This window comes from Caloranaerobacter ferrireducens (assembly GCF_001730685.1).
Classification (GTDB): Bacteria; Bacillota; Clostridia; order Tissierellales; family Thermohalobacteraceae; genus Caloranaerobacter; species Caloranaerobacter ferrireducens.
This window is the reverse complement of sequence record NZ_MDJR01000002.1, coordinates 122,455-140,297: the sequence shown is the minus strand read 5'-3', so window position 1 is coordinate 140,297 and position 17,843 is coordinate 122,455. Positions and strand designations below refer to the sequence as shown.

Below are 17,843 nucleotides of genomic sequence, written 5' to 3'. Positions count from 1 at the left end.
ATATCATCCCTCCAATTCTTTTAAAATGTTAATAATATCATCAATCTTAATTCCGTATTTTTCTGCATCTTCTGTAATACTTTTGAGCTTTGCCTCTATTTCTTTCAGTTTTTCATCCTTTAGTCTTTCTTTGCTGATACTTGCTACAAAAGAGCCTAATCCCGGTCTTGTTATAATATACCCTTCATTTTCTAAGTCGCTATATGCTCTTTTAATGGTTATAACACTTGTTTTTAACTCTTTTGCTAAACCTCTAATTGAAGGTAGTGCTTCTCCCTCTTTTAGTTGACCAGAAGCAATAGCATTTTTTATTTGATCTTTTATCTGTTTATATAACGGGTCCGGATTAGTATGAGAAATAAATATATACATATTCTTGCTCCCTTCACTGTATATATTGTTTATATACAGTATATAATATATTCACACATAAGTCAATATATAACCTTATTTTATTTTTTCTATAAATTTACAAAAAAAATCTGGCTTACTGCCAGATTTATCGTCTATTCTTAAAATATTCTTCTCTAAGTATCTCCATAACAATTACATCTTTTATTATTTACAACTATTATTGAACTCTTCTCTAGTTAATTCAAAATACTTAACATCAATTCGAAAAATCGTCATATCCTTTTTGTATTTTAAACCTATTTTCTTCAAAACATTAATTGAAGCAATATTCTTAATTTTAGCCAGTCCAATAATTTTCTCAAAGTTTAATTGTTCAAATCCAAATCTTAGGGATGAATACGCAGCCTCAGTAGCATATCCTCTTCCCCACATATCTTTAGAAATTCCGTACAACACCTCAACTTCATCAAGCTCTTCAATCTTGTTTAATCCACAATATCCAATTAAATTGCCACTTTCTTTATTTATAACTCCCCAAACGCCATAGTTATTTTCATTCCAACTCAATTGAATTCTATCTAACCATCTCTTTGCTTCCTCATAAGTATATCCCTCTCCTTTAGGTAACTGTTTACCTATTTCATCATCGCCAACTATGCTTGCAAAAGTCTCAAAATCATCATTTTTAAGCTTTCTTAAAATTAACCTCTCAGTTTCAACTTCATTATTTTTTCTAATCTTAAACATTTTAAAAATCTCCTTTCAGTAAATGTAAAAACTGTACTAAAAACTATACTATATACCATATATAAACATTATTTCTCAACTTATTTATTCTTAAAATATTCTTCTCTAAGTATCCCCATAACAATTACATCTTGATATTTACCATTTCTAAAAATTATCTGTCTTAGTCTACCTTCTTCAATAAAACCACACTTTTTATATGATTTTATTGCTCTTTCATTGAACGCAAATACATCAAGCTGAACTTTATTAACATTAATCTGATTAAATATAAAATCTAATAGAACATTCATTGCATCTGTTCCGTAGCCTTTGCCTCTATAATCTTTATGACCGATAAATATACCTACTACAGCTACTCCATTTTTCAAATCAAGCCTATTTATTCCACAGCCACCAATGTATAATCCTTCATCTAAAGTTTCTATAGCAAAATTATATGTATCCTTATTTTCCATTTGACTTTCATACCATTTCTTTTCCCTATCTAATGTCAAAGGATAAGGTATACTTGTATAAAGATTAAGAATAACTTCTGGATCATTCATATATTCGGTAGCTTTAGGTAAATCTTCTTCTGTAATACCCCTTAGTCTTACTTTTTGACCTATCAACATAATTCCCACCCCTTTTTAAAAAAATACCTATTGTACAATCAAGTACAATAGGCGTTTTTTGATATTTCTATATATACTACTATAATTGGTTTTATATGTCAATATTTTTTATAATCCATAGGAAATTATATACCTTATCAAATTATAGATAATTTATAATATAATTTCCGTTTATGGATATAGGCAAAATCAATCTTATAATTTATTATCGAAGATTTTGTTCTTTTTTTGATTGGCAAACAAAATAGAGAAGAATACAGAGATTACTCCTGTACTCTTCTCTATTTTAAAGGGGGATTTAATTAACCTTGCAATCTTTAACTATTTCCCAAGCAATATCCTTATAATCACTTGTTTTCTTATTAGCTAAAATATCATAATATATATTCCAAGCTTCTTTGTCTTCATTATACTGCCTCAAATAATATCCTGATTCAATTTTTTCATATACCTTAGGCATCCTATTAACAATATTATCTAAAAATATTTTTGCATCTCTTTCATTTTCTTTGGCTAGTTCATAAGCCTTAAATAATGCTCTAAAGCATGTAATAGTGTATGGTATTTGGGTTATAAAACAACCTGTAAAAGGATAAATAGCCTTTTTAATTCTATCAAAATCCTTAAGTATGTCATTAGCATAATGACTAAATAACATGATTCTCTCATAATCACCTACATGCTTAGGAATCTCAAATTCTTTTAAATCTTCACATAAAAAAGTTTCTTTGTCATGTCTCATAATAAAATGGTCTTGATGGTAGCACCTTAAATACATTCCATCTTTCTCATCGTATAAAGTAGAAATAATATAAGCTTGATCTTCAGCTCTTGTTATAAACCTTGGAGTAAAAGGTCTAAATTTATTTAAATCTTCTACTAAAATACCATTCATCCCACCTGTTACATGAAATCTCATTATGCACTCTTCTGATGTTTTATATAATGTACCCATTTCTGCAATTGTAGATATATATTGTGGTCTATGACTATTAAAAATATACTGGTCTAAAGTATAGTGTTCAGATGGCTTTTTTACATCTGGTTCATATATTGACTTATCAAAGTCTTTATCATTTACTAAAGCTCCAGCTACCATTCCCAATTTTACTGTATTTCCACTTTTATCTTTACCTATTGCTCCCCATCTACTATTCTTTAACTTCTCAAATGAAAAACTTCCAGTTTCTTTGTAAATACGTTTTTGTGGAAAGACCTGATCTAAATCTATTTTATAAGTAGCAATAATGTTTTCATCTATTAACACATTCCATAAAGAAGCAATAGCTTTTAAAAAAGAATAATGTCTTCCATAATTTCCATCTACACCAAAGGTTGAATATAGGCTTTTAATTTTATCACTATCTTTTCCTAATATAGGTTCAAAGATTTCTTTGATAATTTTTTTAGTATCATCTTCCGTAAATATGTAAATATTAAGTGAACTTAAATCTAAATTTTTTAACTTTGACTTAATATATTCTTTCGCAATTTTTTTAATTGAAGGATGAGTACAAGATACACATAAAACTACGTTTAACTTTTCTTCCGTTTCAATTTTAACTGCTTTATTTAAATTAGATAAACCATATATTATTTCATTAGATGAATCTTCAATATCTAAAGGAATTGGATGGTCAAACCAGTATTCCTGTTCTTCCTGCTTATCAAGTTTATCAGCAAATTCCTTTGGCAGTTTATTGAAATCTTTAGGCATCGTTAATAATATGTTAGAAGTAAATAGTATCTGCTTAAATGGATTTTTTATTGCATTATCATTGAACTTTATTATCTGAACTCTTCTTGAATCTCTAATATTTTTAATAGTTTCTTCATCTATATCTAGTGTGTTTTCAGGAAAAAACCAACTACTTATCTCTTTTTTCTTATCCTTAACAGTTTCCAATCTATCAAATCTACTTTCCCAGTTACTACAATTCCTTTCCAATTCATTAGATACCTTATCAAAAACTTTTTCAAAATATTTTATATACCTTCTAAAATCTTCTTTTCTGCCTAATTCTATTAATATTTTTTTAGCTTCTTCTTTGTATTTTTCATTTGGTAAAAATAACATAGATAATATGAATTTTTTTATATCACTTTGCTCTTTATTAATGTTTTCAAATTCATTTTCTCCTAATAAATTCTCTGCTAAGATGTTTATTAGATTATTCACTACTTCCCCCATTTTGTCACGCTCCAAACTCATATACTCTTGCTTCAAATGGTTTTAATTCTATGCTTTCTATATTCCATTCATTAACTTCATAGTTACTAATCAAAAGCTTAAAATCATCTATTTCTCCTATTTCTCTTGAAAGATTTATTTCTATATCCTTATCTGAGAAATTTGTAATAACTAGCACTTTCTTTTTATTCAACTCTCTAAAATAAGCAAAAATGTTTGGATCATCTTCAAATATCAACCTAAAATCCCCGTTTAACAATACTTCATTACTCTTACGCAGCTTTATCATACTCTTATAATAGTTTAATATTGAATTACTATCATTTAGAGATTTTCGCACATTTATTTCTTTATAATTTGGATTTGGTTTTATCCAAGGCTTACCCTTTGTAAAACCAGCATTTTCACTATCATCCCACTGCATTGGAGTACGTGCATTATCACGACTCAATTCCCAAATATCTTGCATTACGTTCTTTAAATTCTCTCCACCTTCTAAATATCTTTCCCTGTACATATTATGAGTTCTTATATCTTTATAATCCTCTATATTCTCAAATCTAACATTTGTCATCCCAATTTCTTCACCTTGATATATTATAGGTGTTCCTTTTAAAGTAAATAAAACTGTTGCCAACATCTTAGCTGATTCAACTCTGTACTTTTTATCATTACCGTAGTGTGAAACTGGTCTAGGAGCATCATGACTTCCAAAAAATAATGCGTTCCATAATTTTCCGTCCATTGCTGTCTGCCACTTTGCTAAACTCTTTTTAAACTCTAATGCATTAAATGGCAATTTCTTGTTATTTGGCCCTCTGTCGATATCAATATGTTCAAACTGAAGAAAAAGATTTAATTCTCCTCTATCTTCTCCTGTGTATAAATATGCCTGCTTAGGTGTAACTCCAGAAGTCTGACCCATAGCTAATTTATCTTCATATTTTGACAATACCTCTCTATTCATTTCCTTTAAGTAATCGTGAACCTTAGGATAATTTTCATAATATTCTTCACAAGGTAGATATTTTCTTTTGTCTCCTTCTTTCCTCTCTACGTCGGGTAATCCTGGAGCTTTAGCTATCTTGTTTATTACATCCATCCTAAATCCATCTACACCCTTATTAAACCAAAAACGCATAATATTATATACCTCTTGACGTACCTTTGGATTTTCCCAATTTAAATCAGGCTGCTTAGATGAATAAAGATGTAAATAATATTCTTCTGTATTGTCATCATAAGTCCAAACAGAACCACCTAACTTTGTTGAGAGCCAATTATTCGGTTCTTGACCATCTTTGCCTGGTCTCCAGATATAATAATTTCTATATGGATTATCTTTAGATTTTCTTGATTCAATAAACCATTTGTGTTCATCAGAAGTATGATTAGCTACCAATTCCATTATTAATTTCATATCTCTTTTATGCATTTCTTCAATTAGCTCTTCTATATCTTCCATACTTCCAAGTTCATCCCAGATATCGTAATAATCACTCACATCATATCCGCTGTCATTATTAGGTGAAGGATATACAGGACAAAGCCAAATTGCATCTACACCCAAATCTTTTAAGTAATCCAATTTAGATATAATCCCCTGTATATCTCCTATACCGTCTCCATTGCTATCTTTGAAACTTCTTGGAAATATTTCATATATAATAGCATTTTTCCACCACATTTAAACATTCTCCATTCTGATTTTTTAATCTCATCTAACTTATACAGCCAGTTCAAACAGTTTCATTACATCAGACATTTTAGCCCTAGCAACTCCTGTTACTGTATCTGCTCCTCCATAATATACTAGTAGTTCATCATCTATAATAGCCTGACCGCAGCTAAATACTACATTAGGAACATATCCATTAATCTCCCAATCTAGCTCAGGTTCTAAAATAGGCTTATCTTGTCTGTATATAACTTTTGAAGGATCTTCTAAATCTAATAGCATAATACCTAATGAATAACGTCTTTCTTTACTCACACCATGATATATTAAAACCCAACCCTTTTCTGTTTTAAATGGTGGTCCAGCCAATCCTATTTTTAAGCTTTCCCACTCATTTTCTTCTTTAACTTCAGCTAAAATTTTATGATCTGTCCAAGTTTTTAAATCATCTGAATAAGCAATCCAAATATGTGGTGCCCTTCTATGAATTAAAACATACTTCCCATTTATTTTCTCTGGAAACAAGGAAGCATCTTTATTTGGTTCATCTAATAATACTCCATGTCTTTCCCAATCAATCAAGTTTTTACTTGTAGCCATACATATTCTAAAATCGCCATCAAATCTCCCACCAAAGCCTGTATACAGCATGTAATATGTGTCATCAATTTTTACAATTCGAGGATCTTCTACACCTCTTTGCTCCTGCCCTTCAATTGGTCCTAATATCGGCTTTTCTAACCTGTTAAAATTAATTCCATCTGTGCTAACAGCATATCCAAAATAGTTCATGTAGTCAGAACAAACTCTACCATTTGAGTTTTTGTCAGTAGCTCTGTATATCATATGAACTAATCCATTATCTTTTATAGCGCCCACATTGTATACTGCTGCTTTTTCCCACTCATGATGCTGTTTTGGCTCTAAAATAGGTTTATCTGATACCCGCTTCAGCTTAAGTATCATAGAAACTACTCCTTTCTTTAGAATAATGTCCTTAATATTTTTTCAAGAGCTTCTAAAGAATAGTGTTCTTTACCTAATTTGAAATTTTCATGGACTGCTTTTTCTCTAAAGTCTTTATCAGTTAGATATTTTATAGTTTCAGCAGCAGCCTTTTCTAAAATATCATCACTAACTTTAACTAATCCATTCTCTAAAGTCTCATATTTATCTCCTAAACTAATATAATTAAATCCTTTATCCTTAATATCAGCTAAGAAAACACTATATTCAAAAACTACCATAGGCTTCTTAGCAAATAGACCTTCTAAGAATTGATTGCCCCATCCTTCATAAATACTTGGATAAGTAATAATATCAGCTTTCACATATGCATCCCATAGAGAATAAACTTTCCTACCATCTTTTATGTGTCTTGAATGGTCAACTAAGTCAGGTCTAATTATAACTTTAACACCTTTCTTATTGGCATGTTCTTTTAATTTTTCTACATATCCTTCTGACCCTTCGTGTAGTCCTACCATTACCAATACATATTCACTATCTTCTTTAAAAACTCTACCATCGTAAAGTGTCTTGCCAATCATCTTTTCTTTATTTTCAGGTTTATTCAATTCTGCAATTAAATCTATTGCAAGTTCAATAGCTTTTCTATCAACAACTCGTGTTGCCTGTAACATAAAAATTTCATTTTCTTTAAGCCCTACAGCTTGTCTGAAATCTTTATTGTATTCATCTTCCTCCCATAATGGAGCATTAAAATCAAATACATTAGGTACAACTGTAGAGTCTAAGCCCTTTTTTTCTTTAAGATCTTTTTGAGCTGGAGTATTGATTACCGCATGCTTCATATTTTCTATTTTAGGAGGGAAGTATTCATCCTGTAAACCTTCTACATATTTACAAGTAGGATGAGAATAAAGTTCTCTTTCCCAATAGAAGTCATGATGATGATTTACACATTTCACACCTGTTTTTTCAATTGCTCTTTTAAATGCTAATGCAGTCGATAATCCTCTTCCTAGTGAAAAAATATTATTTGGTACTAATACATCTATCTTATAATCTTTAATAAATTTGATTAATTTATCTTCAATTTTTTTACTTAAAGCTTCAACTGAATCTTTTAACTCTTCTTCTGTTTTATAATCTTTTAGTTCAACATAAGCATTTCGTTCTATTTTTAAATCTTCAGGTAATCGTATATGCATTTCTTCAATTATATACGCATCAGCAGTTCCTTCACTACCAGCTAACATATATACTTTATGTCCCATTCTTTCTAATACTTTTTTCCATTTATCCATTTCTAAAGATACGCCATCTGTTTCTCCTACTCGATAGTGACACAATGCTATATTCATCTGTTTTTCTCCTTTCTTTACTCAAATAGCAATTACTACTTGATTCTTCTTTCTGTTTCTGGGTCAAAGAATAAATATTTTCCTTCTGCTATTGATAAATGTAATTTGTCTCCTGGTTTCACATCAAATATTTCTGTAGACATAATCTTTGTTACTTTTCCAGAAATCTTAGTAACAATTATTGTATGAGAACCCTGTGGCTCAACAAAATCTACTTTTATACTAAATAAGCTGTTTGATTCATCAGTAATTACAAAGTTTTCAGGTCTAACACCTAAAACAACTTTCTTTCCTATATATTTCTCTAATTTTTTACTAATCTCGCCTTTTATAGCCAAACTAAACTGCTCGTGTTTAGCTACAATTCCTTCTTCAGTATTGTCTATTACAACGTCAATAAAATTAGTAGGTGGTGTACCAATAAAGTTAGCAACAAACATAGTTTCACTATCATGATAAACTTCATTTGGAGTTCCTATTTGTTCAATCTCACCATCACGCATAATCACTATACGATCTGCTAAACTCATTGCTTCTGACTGGTCATGTGTAACAAAAATAGTAGTTGCATTAGTCTTATTGTGTATTTCTTTTAAGTCTGTTCTCATTGATACTCTAAGTTTCGCATCTAAGTTTGATAGAGGCTCGTCCATTAAGAAAAGCTTAGGTTTTACAGCTATTGCTCTTGCCACAGCTACACGTTGACGTTGGCCTCCTGATAATTGTGATGGATATCTGTCTAAATACTGTGTAATATCAGCCATACCAGCAACTTCGTAGACTATTTTCTTTATTTCTTCTTTAGGCATTTTTTTAAGTTTTAATGCAAATGCTATATTTTCATAAACAGTCATATGCGGCCACACTGCATAATTTTGAAAAATCATACTTACGTTTCTTTTTCTCGGTGGTAAATAGGTTATATCTTTTCCTTCCATTAAAATTTGTCCATTTGTTACATTTTCTAACCCAGAAATCATTCTCATTGTAGTAGTCTTACCACATCCTGAAGGTCCTAGTAAAACTAAGAATTCTCCTTTTTCAATTTTTAAGTTTATATCTTTAACGGCAACAACACCTTTTTGATATTCCTTTCTTAAATTAATCAGCTCTAAGAAAGCCATAATAACCCTCCTGTTCTCATTATTAGTACTATACTTTAACTCCGCCCCACATTTGGTTGATGTATTTTCTAATAAATAGAGTAAATACTACTGCTGGAAATGCCATTGTAAGTGCCCCTGCAGCTGTAAGATTAATTTTACCTGTTGAACCTATCAATGCTTTATAAACAACAACTGCGAATGTTGGCTTTGATTGGGTTAAAATCAATGCTGAAACTGTATCATTCCATGCTCCGATAAAAGCATACATTGAACTAGCAGCCAAGCCCGGAAAAGCTAATGGTAGCGTAATTTTAAAGAATGTCTGCAATTTATTTGCTCCAAAAACTTGTGCTGCTTCTTCTAGCTCTATACCTATACCCATAAAAATACTCGCAGTAATCCAGGCAGTTAATCCTATTGAACCTACTGAATAGACTAAAGAAAGTCCTACAGGTCTATCATAGAAACCATATTTAGCCAGTAAAATAACCATAGGTAAAGCTATAGTTACAGCTGGGAACATTCTAACGAATAATATACCGAATCTTAACTGTTCCTTACCTTTAAAACTAAATCTTGCAAATGCATAACCTGCCATACCACCTAATGTAAGAGAAATTAATATTGTTACTAACGCAGTTTGTATACTTCGGATAAGTGCCGCTTTTGCATTACCTGTAACTTTAAAGAAAGTTTTATAGTTATGCCATAAGCTTTTTCTCATAGTAAAGTGAACTTTTTCAATATCTCCATTGTCTAATTGACTTAGTATCTCCTTTAATTTTTCTGGAGATGTATAGATAGATAATTCTCTTCTAAAATAAGTACTCATTTTTTCAAATTTGTTTGTATCTAATATTGACTCATACTCTCCTGTACTTGGTTCATATATGCTTATTAAATAGCCTTTTTCACTCTTCTCTGCAACAAATTCGCTTTTCAAAGAAGGTAATATAGGTAAAGGAAATTGATAAGCTTCTCTAGATGATAAAAAAGAAAGCGATGTTAAAAAGAATATAGGTGTTAAAATAAAGAATAATATAGTTGCTATTAGTATTAAAAAAGTTGTTTTTTGGATCAATTTTTTAACACTTCTATTAACCGGCATACTTACACCTCTTTACTTTCTGAATTTCTTGATACTTTCAGATAAATTAATGCAGCACTTGAAACAATAATTGCCACTATAATCGAATTTGTAGATGCTAATTGGAAGCTGTTTGGCAGTGATGATACCTGATCTCCATAGTATACAACACGTTCCATTAATGTTGGTACTCTGTTAAATCCATAAATCATAACAACAATCAACCAAATTTGTATCGCTGATATCAATCTTAAGACAACAGCAGTTACAATAGTCGGTTTTAATATTGGAAGTGTAATCTTTCTTAATACTGTAAATGCATTACCACCAAATACATATCCGGCTTCCTTCATTTCTTTAGGGAAATTTTGCAATCCTGCTAATAAAATAATCATAACCGATGGTATTACCTGCCAAGCATCTATTAATATTATTAATAATAATCTCTTCCATCCTTCAGCAGTCATAAAATATATTTTTCCGCTTTCAGTAATCAACCCTAAGTGTATTAGTAAACTATTAACCCATCCATTTGTCGTTAAACCAGTCTGCCATATTGCACCAACAGCGACTGGTGGTAAAGCCATAGGAATCATAGCAATAAACAATAAGACACCTGAACCTTTAAATTTTCTGTTGATTAATAAAGCTAGCATTAAAGCCACTACAAACTCTATTGTTACAGAAACGCCTGCTATTACAGCTGTATTTATAAAGCCCTCTCTGAATAATGGATCTGATAATGCTAATTTATAGTTCTGAAGGGTTAATCCACCTTCTACTCCAGTAAAACTTCTTATTAATGAAGTTAAAACAGGTCTTAGCCAAAATAATATATAATACAACATCGATGGAACAACTAAAATATACGGCAACCATTTGTTCAAGCTTCTATTTCTACTTTGTAAATCTTCCATCTTTTCACCCCTTTACAAAAATACACATTGGATGCTAAACATCCAATGTGTACTTTATTGAAATATTATTTTTTCAAAGCGTCTAATTGAGCTTGTTTAGCATCTAGATATTCTTGAGTTATCTTCTTATCTCCATTTATAGCTTCTACAAAGATATCGTCGAATATTTGTTTAACTGCTCCCCAATCTTTATATTCATGAGCAGGTACTCCTGAAGGTACTCCTTTTTCAAGAACCATTAAAGCCTTCTTAATTACTTCGTCTTCAGCTCCATCACCTAATTGCTCAATAGCTTCTTTAACAGGTGGTATAAATCCACCAGTTCCTAAAGCTATCTTAGTTTGAATGTCTGGTCTAGTTAAATACTCAAGGAATTTAACTGCCTCTTCATAATTCTTAGAACCTTTAACTATAGCATATCCACTAACCCCTGCAACAGTACCGATTCCCTTAGGTCCTGATGGTGCTGGAGCCACTATATACTTAGTTTCGTTAGAAGCATAAACAGTACCTACACGAGCATTGTGGAATACACATAACCAACCTTCTTCACGCTTCATTGGGTCAACACTTGATTCTACATTAGCAACTGTTGGTATAAATCCTTTTGCATCTCCAATTTTCTCCCATATTTTCCATGCTTTCATAGCTTCAGGAGAATTTATATCTGGGAATCCAGCTCCGTAAGATAATGCTGATGCACCAAACATATAAATCCATGATTTTTGTGGAATACCTGTAATAACTACTTTTCCTTCACCTTCACCTTTAGCTATATTTACAGCCCACTTAGCATAATCTTCCCAAGTTAAGTGGTCAATATCTACACCTTCTGGTTTATACTTTAGAGCCTTCTTATTAATAAGTGTTAAGTATACATCTGCACCTACTGGTAAGAAATATTGCTTACCATCTTTATGTGTTGAGCTTTTGAAAGTTTCAAAGAAAGTACGGTCTTTCCATGATTTTACTACGTCTGTTAAGTCCATAACATAACCAGCTCTTGTCCAATCTGGCATTTTACCACTGTGAGCAGTTATGATATCTGTAGTTATATTTCCAGATTCTTGCTGAACTTTAATTGCATCAAAAATTTCATCATCTGTAGCTATTGAAAATTCGATATCAATATTATTAGCTTCTTCATATGGTTTGATTATTTCATTGATAATGAATTCCTTTTCCTCTGGTGCAGACCATAATCTTGATGTGAAAACTAATTTTTTCTTCTCTGGTGTAGCAGTTTCTTTAGTAGCACATCCCGCCAAAGCCGTAGACATAAGCAGTACTACTAACATTAATGAAATAACTTTTTTCATAAAAATTTCCCCCTTCTTTATATTTGATGTATTTTTATCTCGACTCCCTACATAGGAAGCCAAATAATATGAACCAAAAAAACAAAAGTTTTTACCAATCGTTTTGTCGCACGTTGTCATTCATGCTTGAAAAAAACTCTCTTTAAGTTGATTCTCGAATTATTAATTTAGGTTCTATTAAAACCCTTTTTGTTATCTTTGCTTTATTATTCATTAACTCCATCAAAATGTTTACTGAATGGTAGCCGAATTCTTTCTTGGGCTGGTCAATGGTAGTTAATGATGGATAAATATATTCGCACAAAGGTATATTATCAATCCCTAAAACTGCTATATCTTTAGGTATTGATAAATTACTTTCTTTAATAGCTCTATAAACTCCTATTGCTCTTTCATCTCCAGATACAAAAAATGCATCTGGTTTATTAGTTTGAATAATCTCTTTGGCGTTTTCATAAGCACTCTGAATATTTGAAACATCATAAACAATATTAAATTCAATATCACTATAATTACTACATATTTCTTTGAAACCATTAGTTCTCTCATTGTTAACAATAAAATCTCTACTTCCAAGCATAAAACATATCTTTTTATATCCATTCTCTATTAAGTACTTACCACCTATAAAACCAGCTTTATAGTTATCCAAATCTACATAACTTGTATCATCGTAATTTATATCTTTCCCGACAATTACAAAAGGAATATCGTTTTCTCTTAAATATTTAATTCTGATATCGTTTTCCATGTTGTCAAAAATTATAGCTCCATCTGCCATACCACTTCTTAAAAGATAAAAACCATCTGTATCGTCATCTAAACAGCCTTCACCAGAAGATGGTGAAATAACTATCTTATAACCTTTCTCTTTGGAGTACTTAATAATTTCCTGTACGATTTCGTTATGCCATATACTCCAATATCCTCCACTATGTTTATCAATAAAGACTATTATAGTATTAGTCTGTTTTTTTCTTAACCCTTTTGCAAGAATATTCACTTGATATCCCTGCTCTTTTATAATCTTTAATACTTTTTGTCTAGTTTCTTCCTTAACCTCATTACTATTATTTATTACCCTTGATACTGTTTTTACAGATACTCCAGCTAATTTAGCAATATCAGCCATAGTTACATTTCTCATGGTCATCCCTCTTTTATGACAACGTTATCAATAGTAATTATAATTTATTTTTTCTGAAAATTCAAGAGGTTTGTTTATAATCCGTAGGAAATTATATTTTTTGACACAAATATCTATTACTGGTATAATATTACTAATTATTTGATATTTCTGGGGGACTTTAAATGAAACCAATTAAAAGATCGGCTCTTAGAATTTTTTTAGGTAAAAATTATTATAAAACTAAAAGATATTTCGAATGGTATTTTAGCAATAAAAAATATGCTAAAACCTTAGATACCACAAAATTACCTTATTTAATATTTAAACACCAAACTCCTTTACTTAGAAAACTTAAAAATGTTGATATGTGGTTGCAGTATAATAAAATTACTAATCTTAAAATTGCAACAAAAAAAATTAACGGAATAGTAATTAAACCTGGAGAAACATTTTCATATTGGAAATTAATTGGTAAACCAACTAAAAGAAAGGGATATGTAAAAGGCATGAACCTTTTTTATGGAAGTTTCCGTCCTGAAATAGGTGGAGGGCTTTGCCAATTATCAAACTTGATTTACTGGATAACCTTACATACCCCTTTGACTGTCACAGAAAGATATAGACATAGTTTTGATGTTTTTCCTGATGTAAATAGAACACAACCTTTTGGTAGTGGAGCTACTTGTGTGTATAATTATAGAGATTTACAGATATATAATGGCACTAACGAAAATTTTCAGTTGATAGTCTATTTGACAGACAAGCATTTAGTTGGCGAATGGAGAGCAGAAAAGCCTATAACTAAAAGATATGAAGTTTATGAAAAAAGCATTGGATTACACATGAATATTGGGGAGGTTATATACGCCATAATATAATTCACAGACGCATATATAATCTGTTTGGAGAACTTTTAGAAGATGAATATATAACTGAAAACCATGCAATTATGATGTATCAACCTCTTTTAGAAGAAAGTGTGTTATAAGAAAGACGGCTCTTTTCTACCACATTAAAGAACCGCCCTTTGTTTTATCTTTATCTCAATTATAATCCGAACTGAAAGATATTTATATTTCAAAATTAAACGTGTAAACCTTTCTAATCTTTTTCCTCACTTCCCATGTACACTTTAATCCTTTTGGAAAAGAAACTAACATATTATCCGTTATATGTACGGTTTGTTCTGGAGTAGTTACAATAACATCTCCTTCAAAAACATAAGCCGTCTCCTGCTCATCATATTCCCAATCAAAAGTACTAGGTTCACATTCCCAATGACTCCATGAATCAATACCTAACTTTTTAGCTTCTTCAAGACTAATTTTTTTAATTTTAATTGATTCCATATTGTAATCCTCCTTCTTTCTTTCCATCTTTATTTTTAAATACTCTGGAGTTATATAACCCAATCCCAACCTTGTAAAATCACTTATTGCTTCATCTTCCTCTCCTTTATCATACACAGCTATTCTTAGCCAAATTTCTTTTCTTCCATCCTTATTAGTAACTAAGCTAAATCTTTCAATATCTTTACTTTCTTCAATAGTAATATAATCCCTCTTAGCCATAGTTATATCCTCCAGTATATAATTTTATATTAAAATAAGCTTCTTATTTAAATTTTGTTTTCATAATTTTCGCCAAAAACTTAGGCACCAATTCCTCTGCTCTCTCATTTATTATTTCTACTTTTATCCCTGCATTTTTTGCCCTATAAACTAAATCATTTGCAGTCGAAGTATAAAATGAAGTACCTACAACTAACAATATATCAGCTGAACCGATAATAGCAATAGCATTAAAATAATTTGGAATCATATCTCCATATAATACTACATTAGGATTCAATAAGCTTTTACAATTCTTACAATAAATCGAATTATAAATAACATCAAAATCAAATTCACTATTACATTGGTTGCAAAAAACCGTCTCAAGATTTCCGTGAATCTCTAATACATCTTTACTTCCTGCTTTTTTATGAAGTGAGTCTATATTCATAGTTACTACTGGAATATTGTATTTAGCTAAAACTATATGTGCTTCATTTGGTTTAGCATTTCTTACAGTATCTTTAAATTTTTTAAGTATCTCATAAAACTTAATAGGGTAATTTTCAAAATAACTCCTACTTAATTTTTGTCTTAAATCACCTAATTCTTCAAAAGTAGGTATTCCACTAGCTTTAGATATACCAGCTCCTGTAAATGCAACTATTTTACTCATAACTTCTCACCTTTTTAAAACTTTCTTGACTCTTAATATTTCTAGATTTAAGCATAATTTCCTTTATCTAAAAATGTCGACATTTGTTTTTTATTCCTAAGAAAAAATCTAATTCTTGAAGGAATATTTTTCAATTGATAGAAATAACTAATAATACGTGATATGTCTTTAATATTAATTGTGAAGGAGGTAAACATATGGAATCTAATTGGAAATGTCCAAAATGCTCAAATACATCATATGAAACCGATCAATTTCAAGCAACTGGCGGGACATTCGCTAAATTATTTGACATTCAAAACAAAAAATTTACTACTGTAACTTGCACAAGATGTAGATATACAGAAATCTATAAAGCTGATACAAGTGAATTATCCAATATATTCGATTTCTTAATAGGTTCTTAATAGATTAAAAGGCTGACAGAAATAACTGTCAGCCAAAATTTTATAAAAATCCTACTTTTTTACCTTACTCATTCATATTGAACTACTTCTTTTAGACTTATAGACTTCTTCTCTATTTCTTTACTAGTTTTTTCTAAATCATCTACAAGCGGCATCTCTTTATTTATCAGATAATTTATATTCTTAACATTTTCAATCATATAATTATTATTCTGTTCTAGTATGTTAATTTCTCTTGAAGCAACATTTTGCTTTTTATTCTGTTCATCTGTCAGTTGCATTATATTATTCATCTTACTGTAAACATCTTCTGTCAAGAAAAAATTATGTTTCATATAATTATCTATGTTTGCAACAGTATCTATAATTTCTTTTATCATATCTCTTTGTTTATCTAAAACATTTTTTATTGTTTTCCCTCTCTCTTCCATATCCAATGCCAAATTTTCAATCATTTTACTAGTTTCATTCGTCTTGCTAGCCAATTTACTTATTTCACTCGCAATAACTTCAAATCCTTTGCCAGCCGCTCCCAATCTCGATGCTTCCATAGCAGAATTCAAAGCTAACATGCCAATCTGTCGACCTATGCCATTTATTTCTTCTAATAAATCATTAATAATTTTTACTTTATCTAGAAAATCATTAATTTCTCCGTTATTGAAGTAAATATTATCTTTTATTTGTATTGTTAAATCGTTTAAAACACAAACAGAGTCTACCGTTTCTTTCATATTAGATTTCATATTTTCAATTGTTTCATAAGTATTATCTATATTTTGGTTTATAGATTTTGTTGTAATATCAATCTCTTTTATTAATTTAAATAATTGATTTATTTTCTCAATATTATTCTGTATATCTGATATGATTTTTTCAGATATTTCAAAAGTACTCATCATATTATTTTTACTTTTTGCTGCACTTTTAGACAATATTTTTGAAATAGTCAGCAGTTCTTTAACAATTTTCTCTGTTTCATTTAATATCATGCTCATTTTTTCTTTAGATGCTCTATCCTTTATTGCATTTTGTAAATCTAAATTTATTTGTTCCGTCTTAGCTTTGCTGATTCCTCCAAACAAAGAAAAAATCCCTAAAAATAAAGGTGCAGTATCAATCATATATAATAATTTATTATTGTTATGAATCCATAGTAAATTAGTAATACTAAAAGGCTTTTGATTTAAAAATAATTCAAAAACAATTGCTCCAATAGGAAAACATAATCCAAACAAAACTCCTATAGCAACATATTTAAAAATTATACTTTTCTTCAATTTATCCTCCGTTGACTTATATGTAAGTCAACGGCTTACACCTCCTTTTTTGCATATTAATGTACTTTTTTAAAAAAATCGCCCCTCCTTTTTTCTTCTTGTGAAATAATCTCTATTTTCACAATAACAAATCCCCTTTGTTCTTACATCTACTTTAAGGGGATATTTTGAAATTTAATTATATTTTGACTCTTGAGAAAATTTACAATTTCTCTTCTTTCACCAAATAATTACATGATATTTAATTATTTAAAATATTAAAATATAGCATAAAAATTTTATATCTTTTTCATATAAGAAAAACTTTCCATCCCCCTTCTTATACCTTACTATTATATTCTGCATATGTCAATAACGCTAGAACCATCTATATTAATATCCATATTTGTTATATCTAGAAAAATCAATTTAATAAAAAAAGAGATATCACACTTGATACCTCTTTTGCATTTAAT

General features: G+C 29.9%; 17 protein-coding genes. 2 read left to right on the top strand and 15 right to left on the bottom strand.

Annotation, left to right across the window (positions count from 1 at the left end; all coding sequences use genetic code 11):
• Positions 1 to 3 precede the first annotated feature (3 nt).
• From BFN48_RS05310 to BFN48_RS05255, 12 genes are all read right to left on the bottom strand, one after another.
• Complete coding sequence (locus BFN48_RS05310) at positions 4 to 372, bottom strand: GntR family transcriptional regulator (protein WP_069649864.1); 369 nt, start codon at positions 370 to 372, stop codon at positions 4 to 6.
• Between the two features lie 186 nt (positions 373 to 558).
• Positions 559 to 1,101, bottom strand: a complete 543-nt coding sequence (locus BFN48_RS05305; protein ID WP_069649863.1) for a GNAT family N-acetyltransferase — start codon at positions 1,099 to 1,101, stop codon at positions 559 to 561.
• Positions 1,102 to 1,181: 80 nt separating this feature from the next.
• Positions 1,182 to 1,718 (bottom strand): GNAT family N-acetyltransferase, encoded by a 537-nt coding sequence (locus tag BFN48_RS05300; RefSeq protein ID WP_069649862.1) that lies wholly within the window; start codon positions 1,716 to 1,718, stop codon positions 1,182 to 1,184.
• A 298-nt stretch (positions 1,719 to 2,016) separates the two neighbouring features.
• Positions 2,017 to 3,909 (bottom strand): hypothetical protein, encoded by a 1,893-nt coding sequence (locus BFN48_RS05295; RefSeq protein ID WP_069649861.1) that lies wholly within the window; start codon positions 3,907 to 3,909, stop codon positions 2,017 to 2,019.
• A 4-nt stretch (positions 3,910 to 3,913) separates the two neighbouring features.
• Positions 3,914 to 5,596 (bottom strand): glycoside hydrolase family 13 protein, encoded by a 1,683-nt coding sequence (locus BFN48_RS05290; RefSeq protein WP_069649860.1) that lies wholly within the window; start codon positions 5,594 to 5,596, stop codon positions 3,914 to 3,916.
• 39 nt (positions 5,597 to 5,635) lie between these two features.
• A complete protein-coding gene (locus BFN48_RS05285) occupies positions 5,636 to 6,553 on the bottom strand; it encodes a beta-1,2-mannobiose phosphorylase (RefSeq protein ID WP_242863221.1) in 918 nt (305 codons plus the stop codon).
• 17 nt (positions 6,554 to 6,570) lie between these two features.
• Entirely contained in the window at positions 6,571 to 7,914 is a 1,344-nt protein-coding gene (locus BFN48_RS05280; RefSeq protein ID WP_069649859.1) for a glycosyltransferase family 4 protein, read from the bottom strand.
• Positions 7,915 to 7,949: 35 nt separating this feature from the next.
• On the bottom strand, positions 7,950 to 9,038 hold the full coding sequence (locus tag BFN48_RS05275; protein WP_069649858.1) for an ABC transporter ATP-binding protein: 1,089 nt from the start codon (positions 9,036 to 9,038) through the stop codon (positions 7,950 to 7,952).
• A 28-nt stretch (positions 9,039 to 9,066) separates the two neighbouring features.
• Positions 9,067 to 10,128 (bottom strand): carbohydrate ABC transporter permease, encoded by a 1,062-nt coding sequence (locus BFN48_RS05270; RefSeq protein ID WP_069649857.1) that lies wholly within the window; start codon positions 10,126 to 10,128, stop codon positions 9,067 to 9,069.
• A 2-nt stretch (positions 10,129 to 10,130) separates the two neighbouring features.
• Entirely contained in the window at positions 10,131 to 11,024 is an 894-nt protein-coding gene (locus tag BFN48_RS05265) for a carbohydrate ABC transporter permease (protein WP_069649856.1), read from the bottom strand.
• Between the two features lie 65 nt (positions 11,025 to 11,089).
• The gene (locus BFN48_RS05260; RefSeq protein ID WP_069649855.1) at positions 11,090 to 12,343 is read right to left on the bottom strand and encodes an ABC transporter substrate-binding protein; all 1,254 of its coding nucleotides are present in this window, start codon (positions 12,341 to 12,343) and stop codon (positions 11,090 to 11,092) included.
• Positions 12,344 to 12,485: 142 nt separating this feature from the next.
• Positions 12,486 to 13,490: a LacI family DNA-binding transcriptional regulator gene (locus tag BFN48_RS05255; RefSeq protein WP_069649854.1), complete on the bottom strand. Its 1,005-nt coding sequence runs from the start codon at positions 13,488 to 13,490 to the stop codon at positions 12,486 to 12,488.
• 164 nt (positions 13,491 to 13,654) lie between these two features.
• Between BFN48_RS05255 and BFN48_RS05250 the strand changes: the two genes are divergently transcribed.
• Positions 13,655 to 14,350 (top strand): VanW family protein, encoded by a 696-nt coding sequence (locus BFN48_RS05250; protein ID WP_278287307.1) that lies wholly within the window; start codon positions 13,655 to 13,657, stop codon positions 14,348 to 14,350.
• Between the two features lie 192 nt (positions 14,351 to 14,542).
• Here BFN48_RS05250 and BFN48_RS12640 read toward each other — a convergent pair whose 3' ends face one another.
• The gene (locus tag BFN48_RS12640; protein WP_242863220.1) at positions 14,543 to 15,043 is read right to left on the bottom strand and encodes a cupin domain-containing protein; all 501 of its coding nucleotides are present in this window, start codon (positions 15,041 to 15,043) and stop codon (positions 14,543 to 14,545) included.
• 43 nt (positions 15,044 to 15,086) lie between these two features.
• Positions 15,087 to 15,701: an SIR2 family NAD-dependent protein deacylase gene (locus BFN48_RS05240; RefSeq protein WP_069649853.1), complete on the bottom strand. Its 615-nt coding sequence runs from the start codon at positions 15,699 to 15,701 to the stop codon at positions 15,087 to 15,089.
• Between the two features lie 197 nt (positions 15,702 to 15,898).
• On the opposite strand from BFN48_RS05240, the gene BFN48_RS05235 reads away from it, so the two are divergent.
• Entirely contained in the window at positions 15,899 to 16,108 is a 210-nt protein-coding gene (locus tag BFN48_RS05235) for a zinc ribbon domain-containing protein (protein WP_069649852.1), read from the top strand.
• A 68-nt stretch (positions 16,109 to 16,176) separates the two neighbouring features.
• Here the strand turns inward: BFN48_RS05235 and BFN48_RS05230 are convergent, their stop codons facing one another.
• A complete protein-coding gene (locus BFN48_RS05230; protein ID WP_069649851.1) occupies positions 16,177 to 17,388 on the bottom strand; it encodes a methyl-accepting chemotaxis protein in 1,212 nt (403 codons plus the stop codon).
• Between the last annotated feature and the right edge of the window lie 455 nt (positions 17,389 to 17,843).

Coding starts and splice junctions, on each gene's coding strand:
- BFN48_RS05260 (WP_069649855.1), bottom strand. CDS start 12,343: ATGAAAAAAGTTATTTCATTAATGTTAGTAGTACTGCTTATGTCTACG.
- BFN48_RS05240 (WP_069649853.1), bottom strand. CDS start 15,701: ATGAGTAAAATAGTTGCATTTACAGGAGCTGGTATATCTAAAGCTAGT.
- BFN48_RS05305 (WP_069649863.1), bottom strand. CDS start 1,101: ATGTTTAAGATTAGAAAAAATAATGAAGTTGAAACTGAGAGGTTAATT.
- BFN48_RS05250 (WP_278287307.1), top strand. CDS start 13,655: ATGAAACCAATTAAAAGATCGGCTCTTAGAATTTTTTTAGGTAAAAAT.
- BFN48_RS05290 (WP_069649860.1), bottom strand. CDS start 5,596: ATGTGGTGGAAAAATGCTATTATATATGAAATATTTCCAAGAAGTTTC.
- BFN48_RS05280 (WP_069649859.1), bottom strand. CDS start 7,914: ATGAATATAGCATTGTGTCACTATCGAGTAGGAGAAACAGATGGCGTA.
- BFN48_RS05300 (WP_069649862.1), bottom strand. CDS start 1,718: ATGTTGATAGGTCAAAAAGTAAGACTAAGGGGTATTACAGAAGAAGAT.
- BFN48_RS05235 (WP_069649852.1), top strand. CDS start 15,899: ATGGAATCTAATTGGAAATGTCCAAAATGCTCAAATACATCATATGAA.
- BFN48_RS05265 (WP_069649856.1), bottom strand. CDS start 11,024: ATGGAAGATTTACAAAGTAGAAATAGAAGCTTGAACAAATGGTTGCCG.
- BFN48_RS05275 (WP_069649858.1), bottom strand. CDS start 9,038: ATGGCTTTCTTAGAGCTGATTAATTTAAGAAAGGAATATCAAAAAGGT.
- BFN48_RS05270 (WP_069649857.1), bottom strand. CDS start 10,128: ATGCCGGTTAATAGAAGTGTTAAAAAATTGATCCAAAAAACAACTTTT.
- BFN48_RS05285 (WP_242863221.1), bottom strand. CDS start 6,553: ATGATACTTAAGCTGAAGCGGGTATCAGATAAACCTATTTTAGAGCCA.
- BFN48_RS05295 (WP_069649861.1), bottom strand. CDS start 3,909: ATGGGGGAAGTAGTGAATAATCTAATAAACATCTTAGCAGAGAATTTA.
- BFN48_RS05255 (WP_069649854.1), bottom strand. CDS start 13,490: ATGAGAAATGTAACTATGGCTGATATTGCTAAATTAGCTGGAGTATCT.
- BFN48_RS05310 (WP_069649864.1), bottom strand. CDS start 372: ATGTATATATTTATTTCTCATACTAATCCGGACCCGTTATATAAACAG.
- BFN48_RS12640 (WP_242863220.1), bottom strand. CDS start 15,043: ATGGCTAAGAGGGATTATATTACTATTGAAGAAAGTAAAGATATTGAA.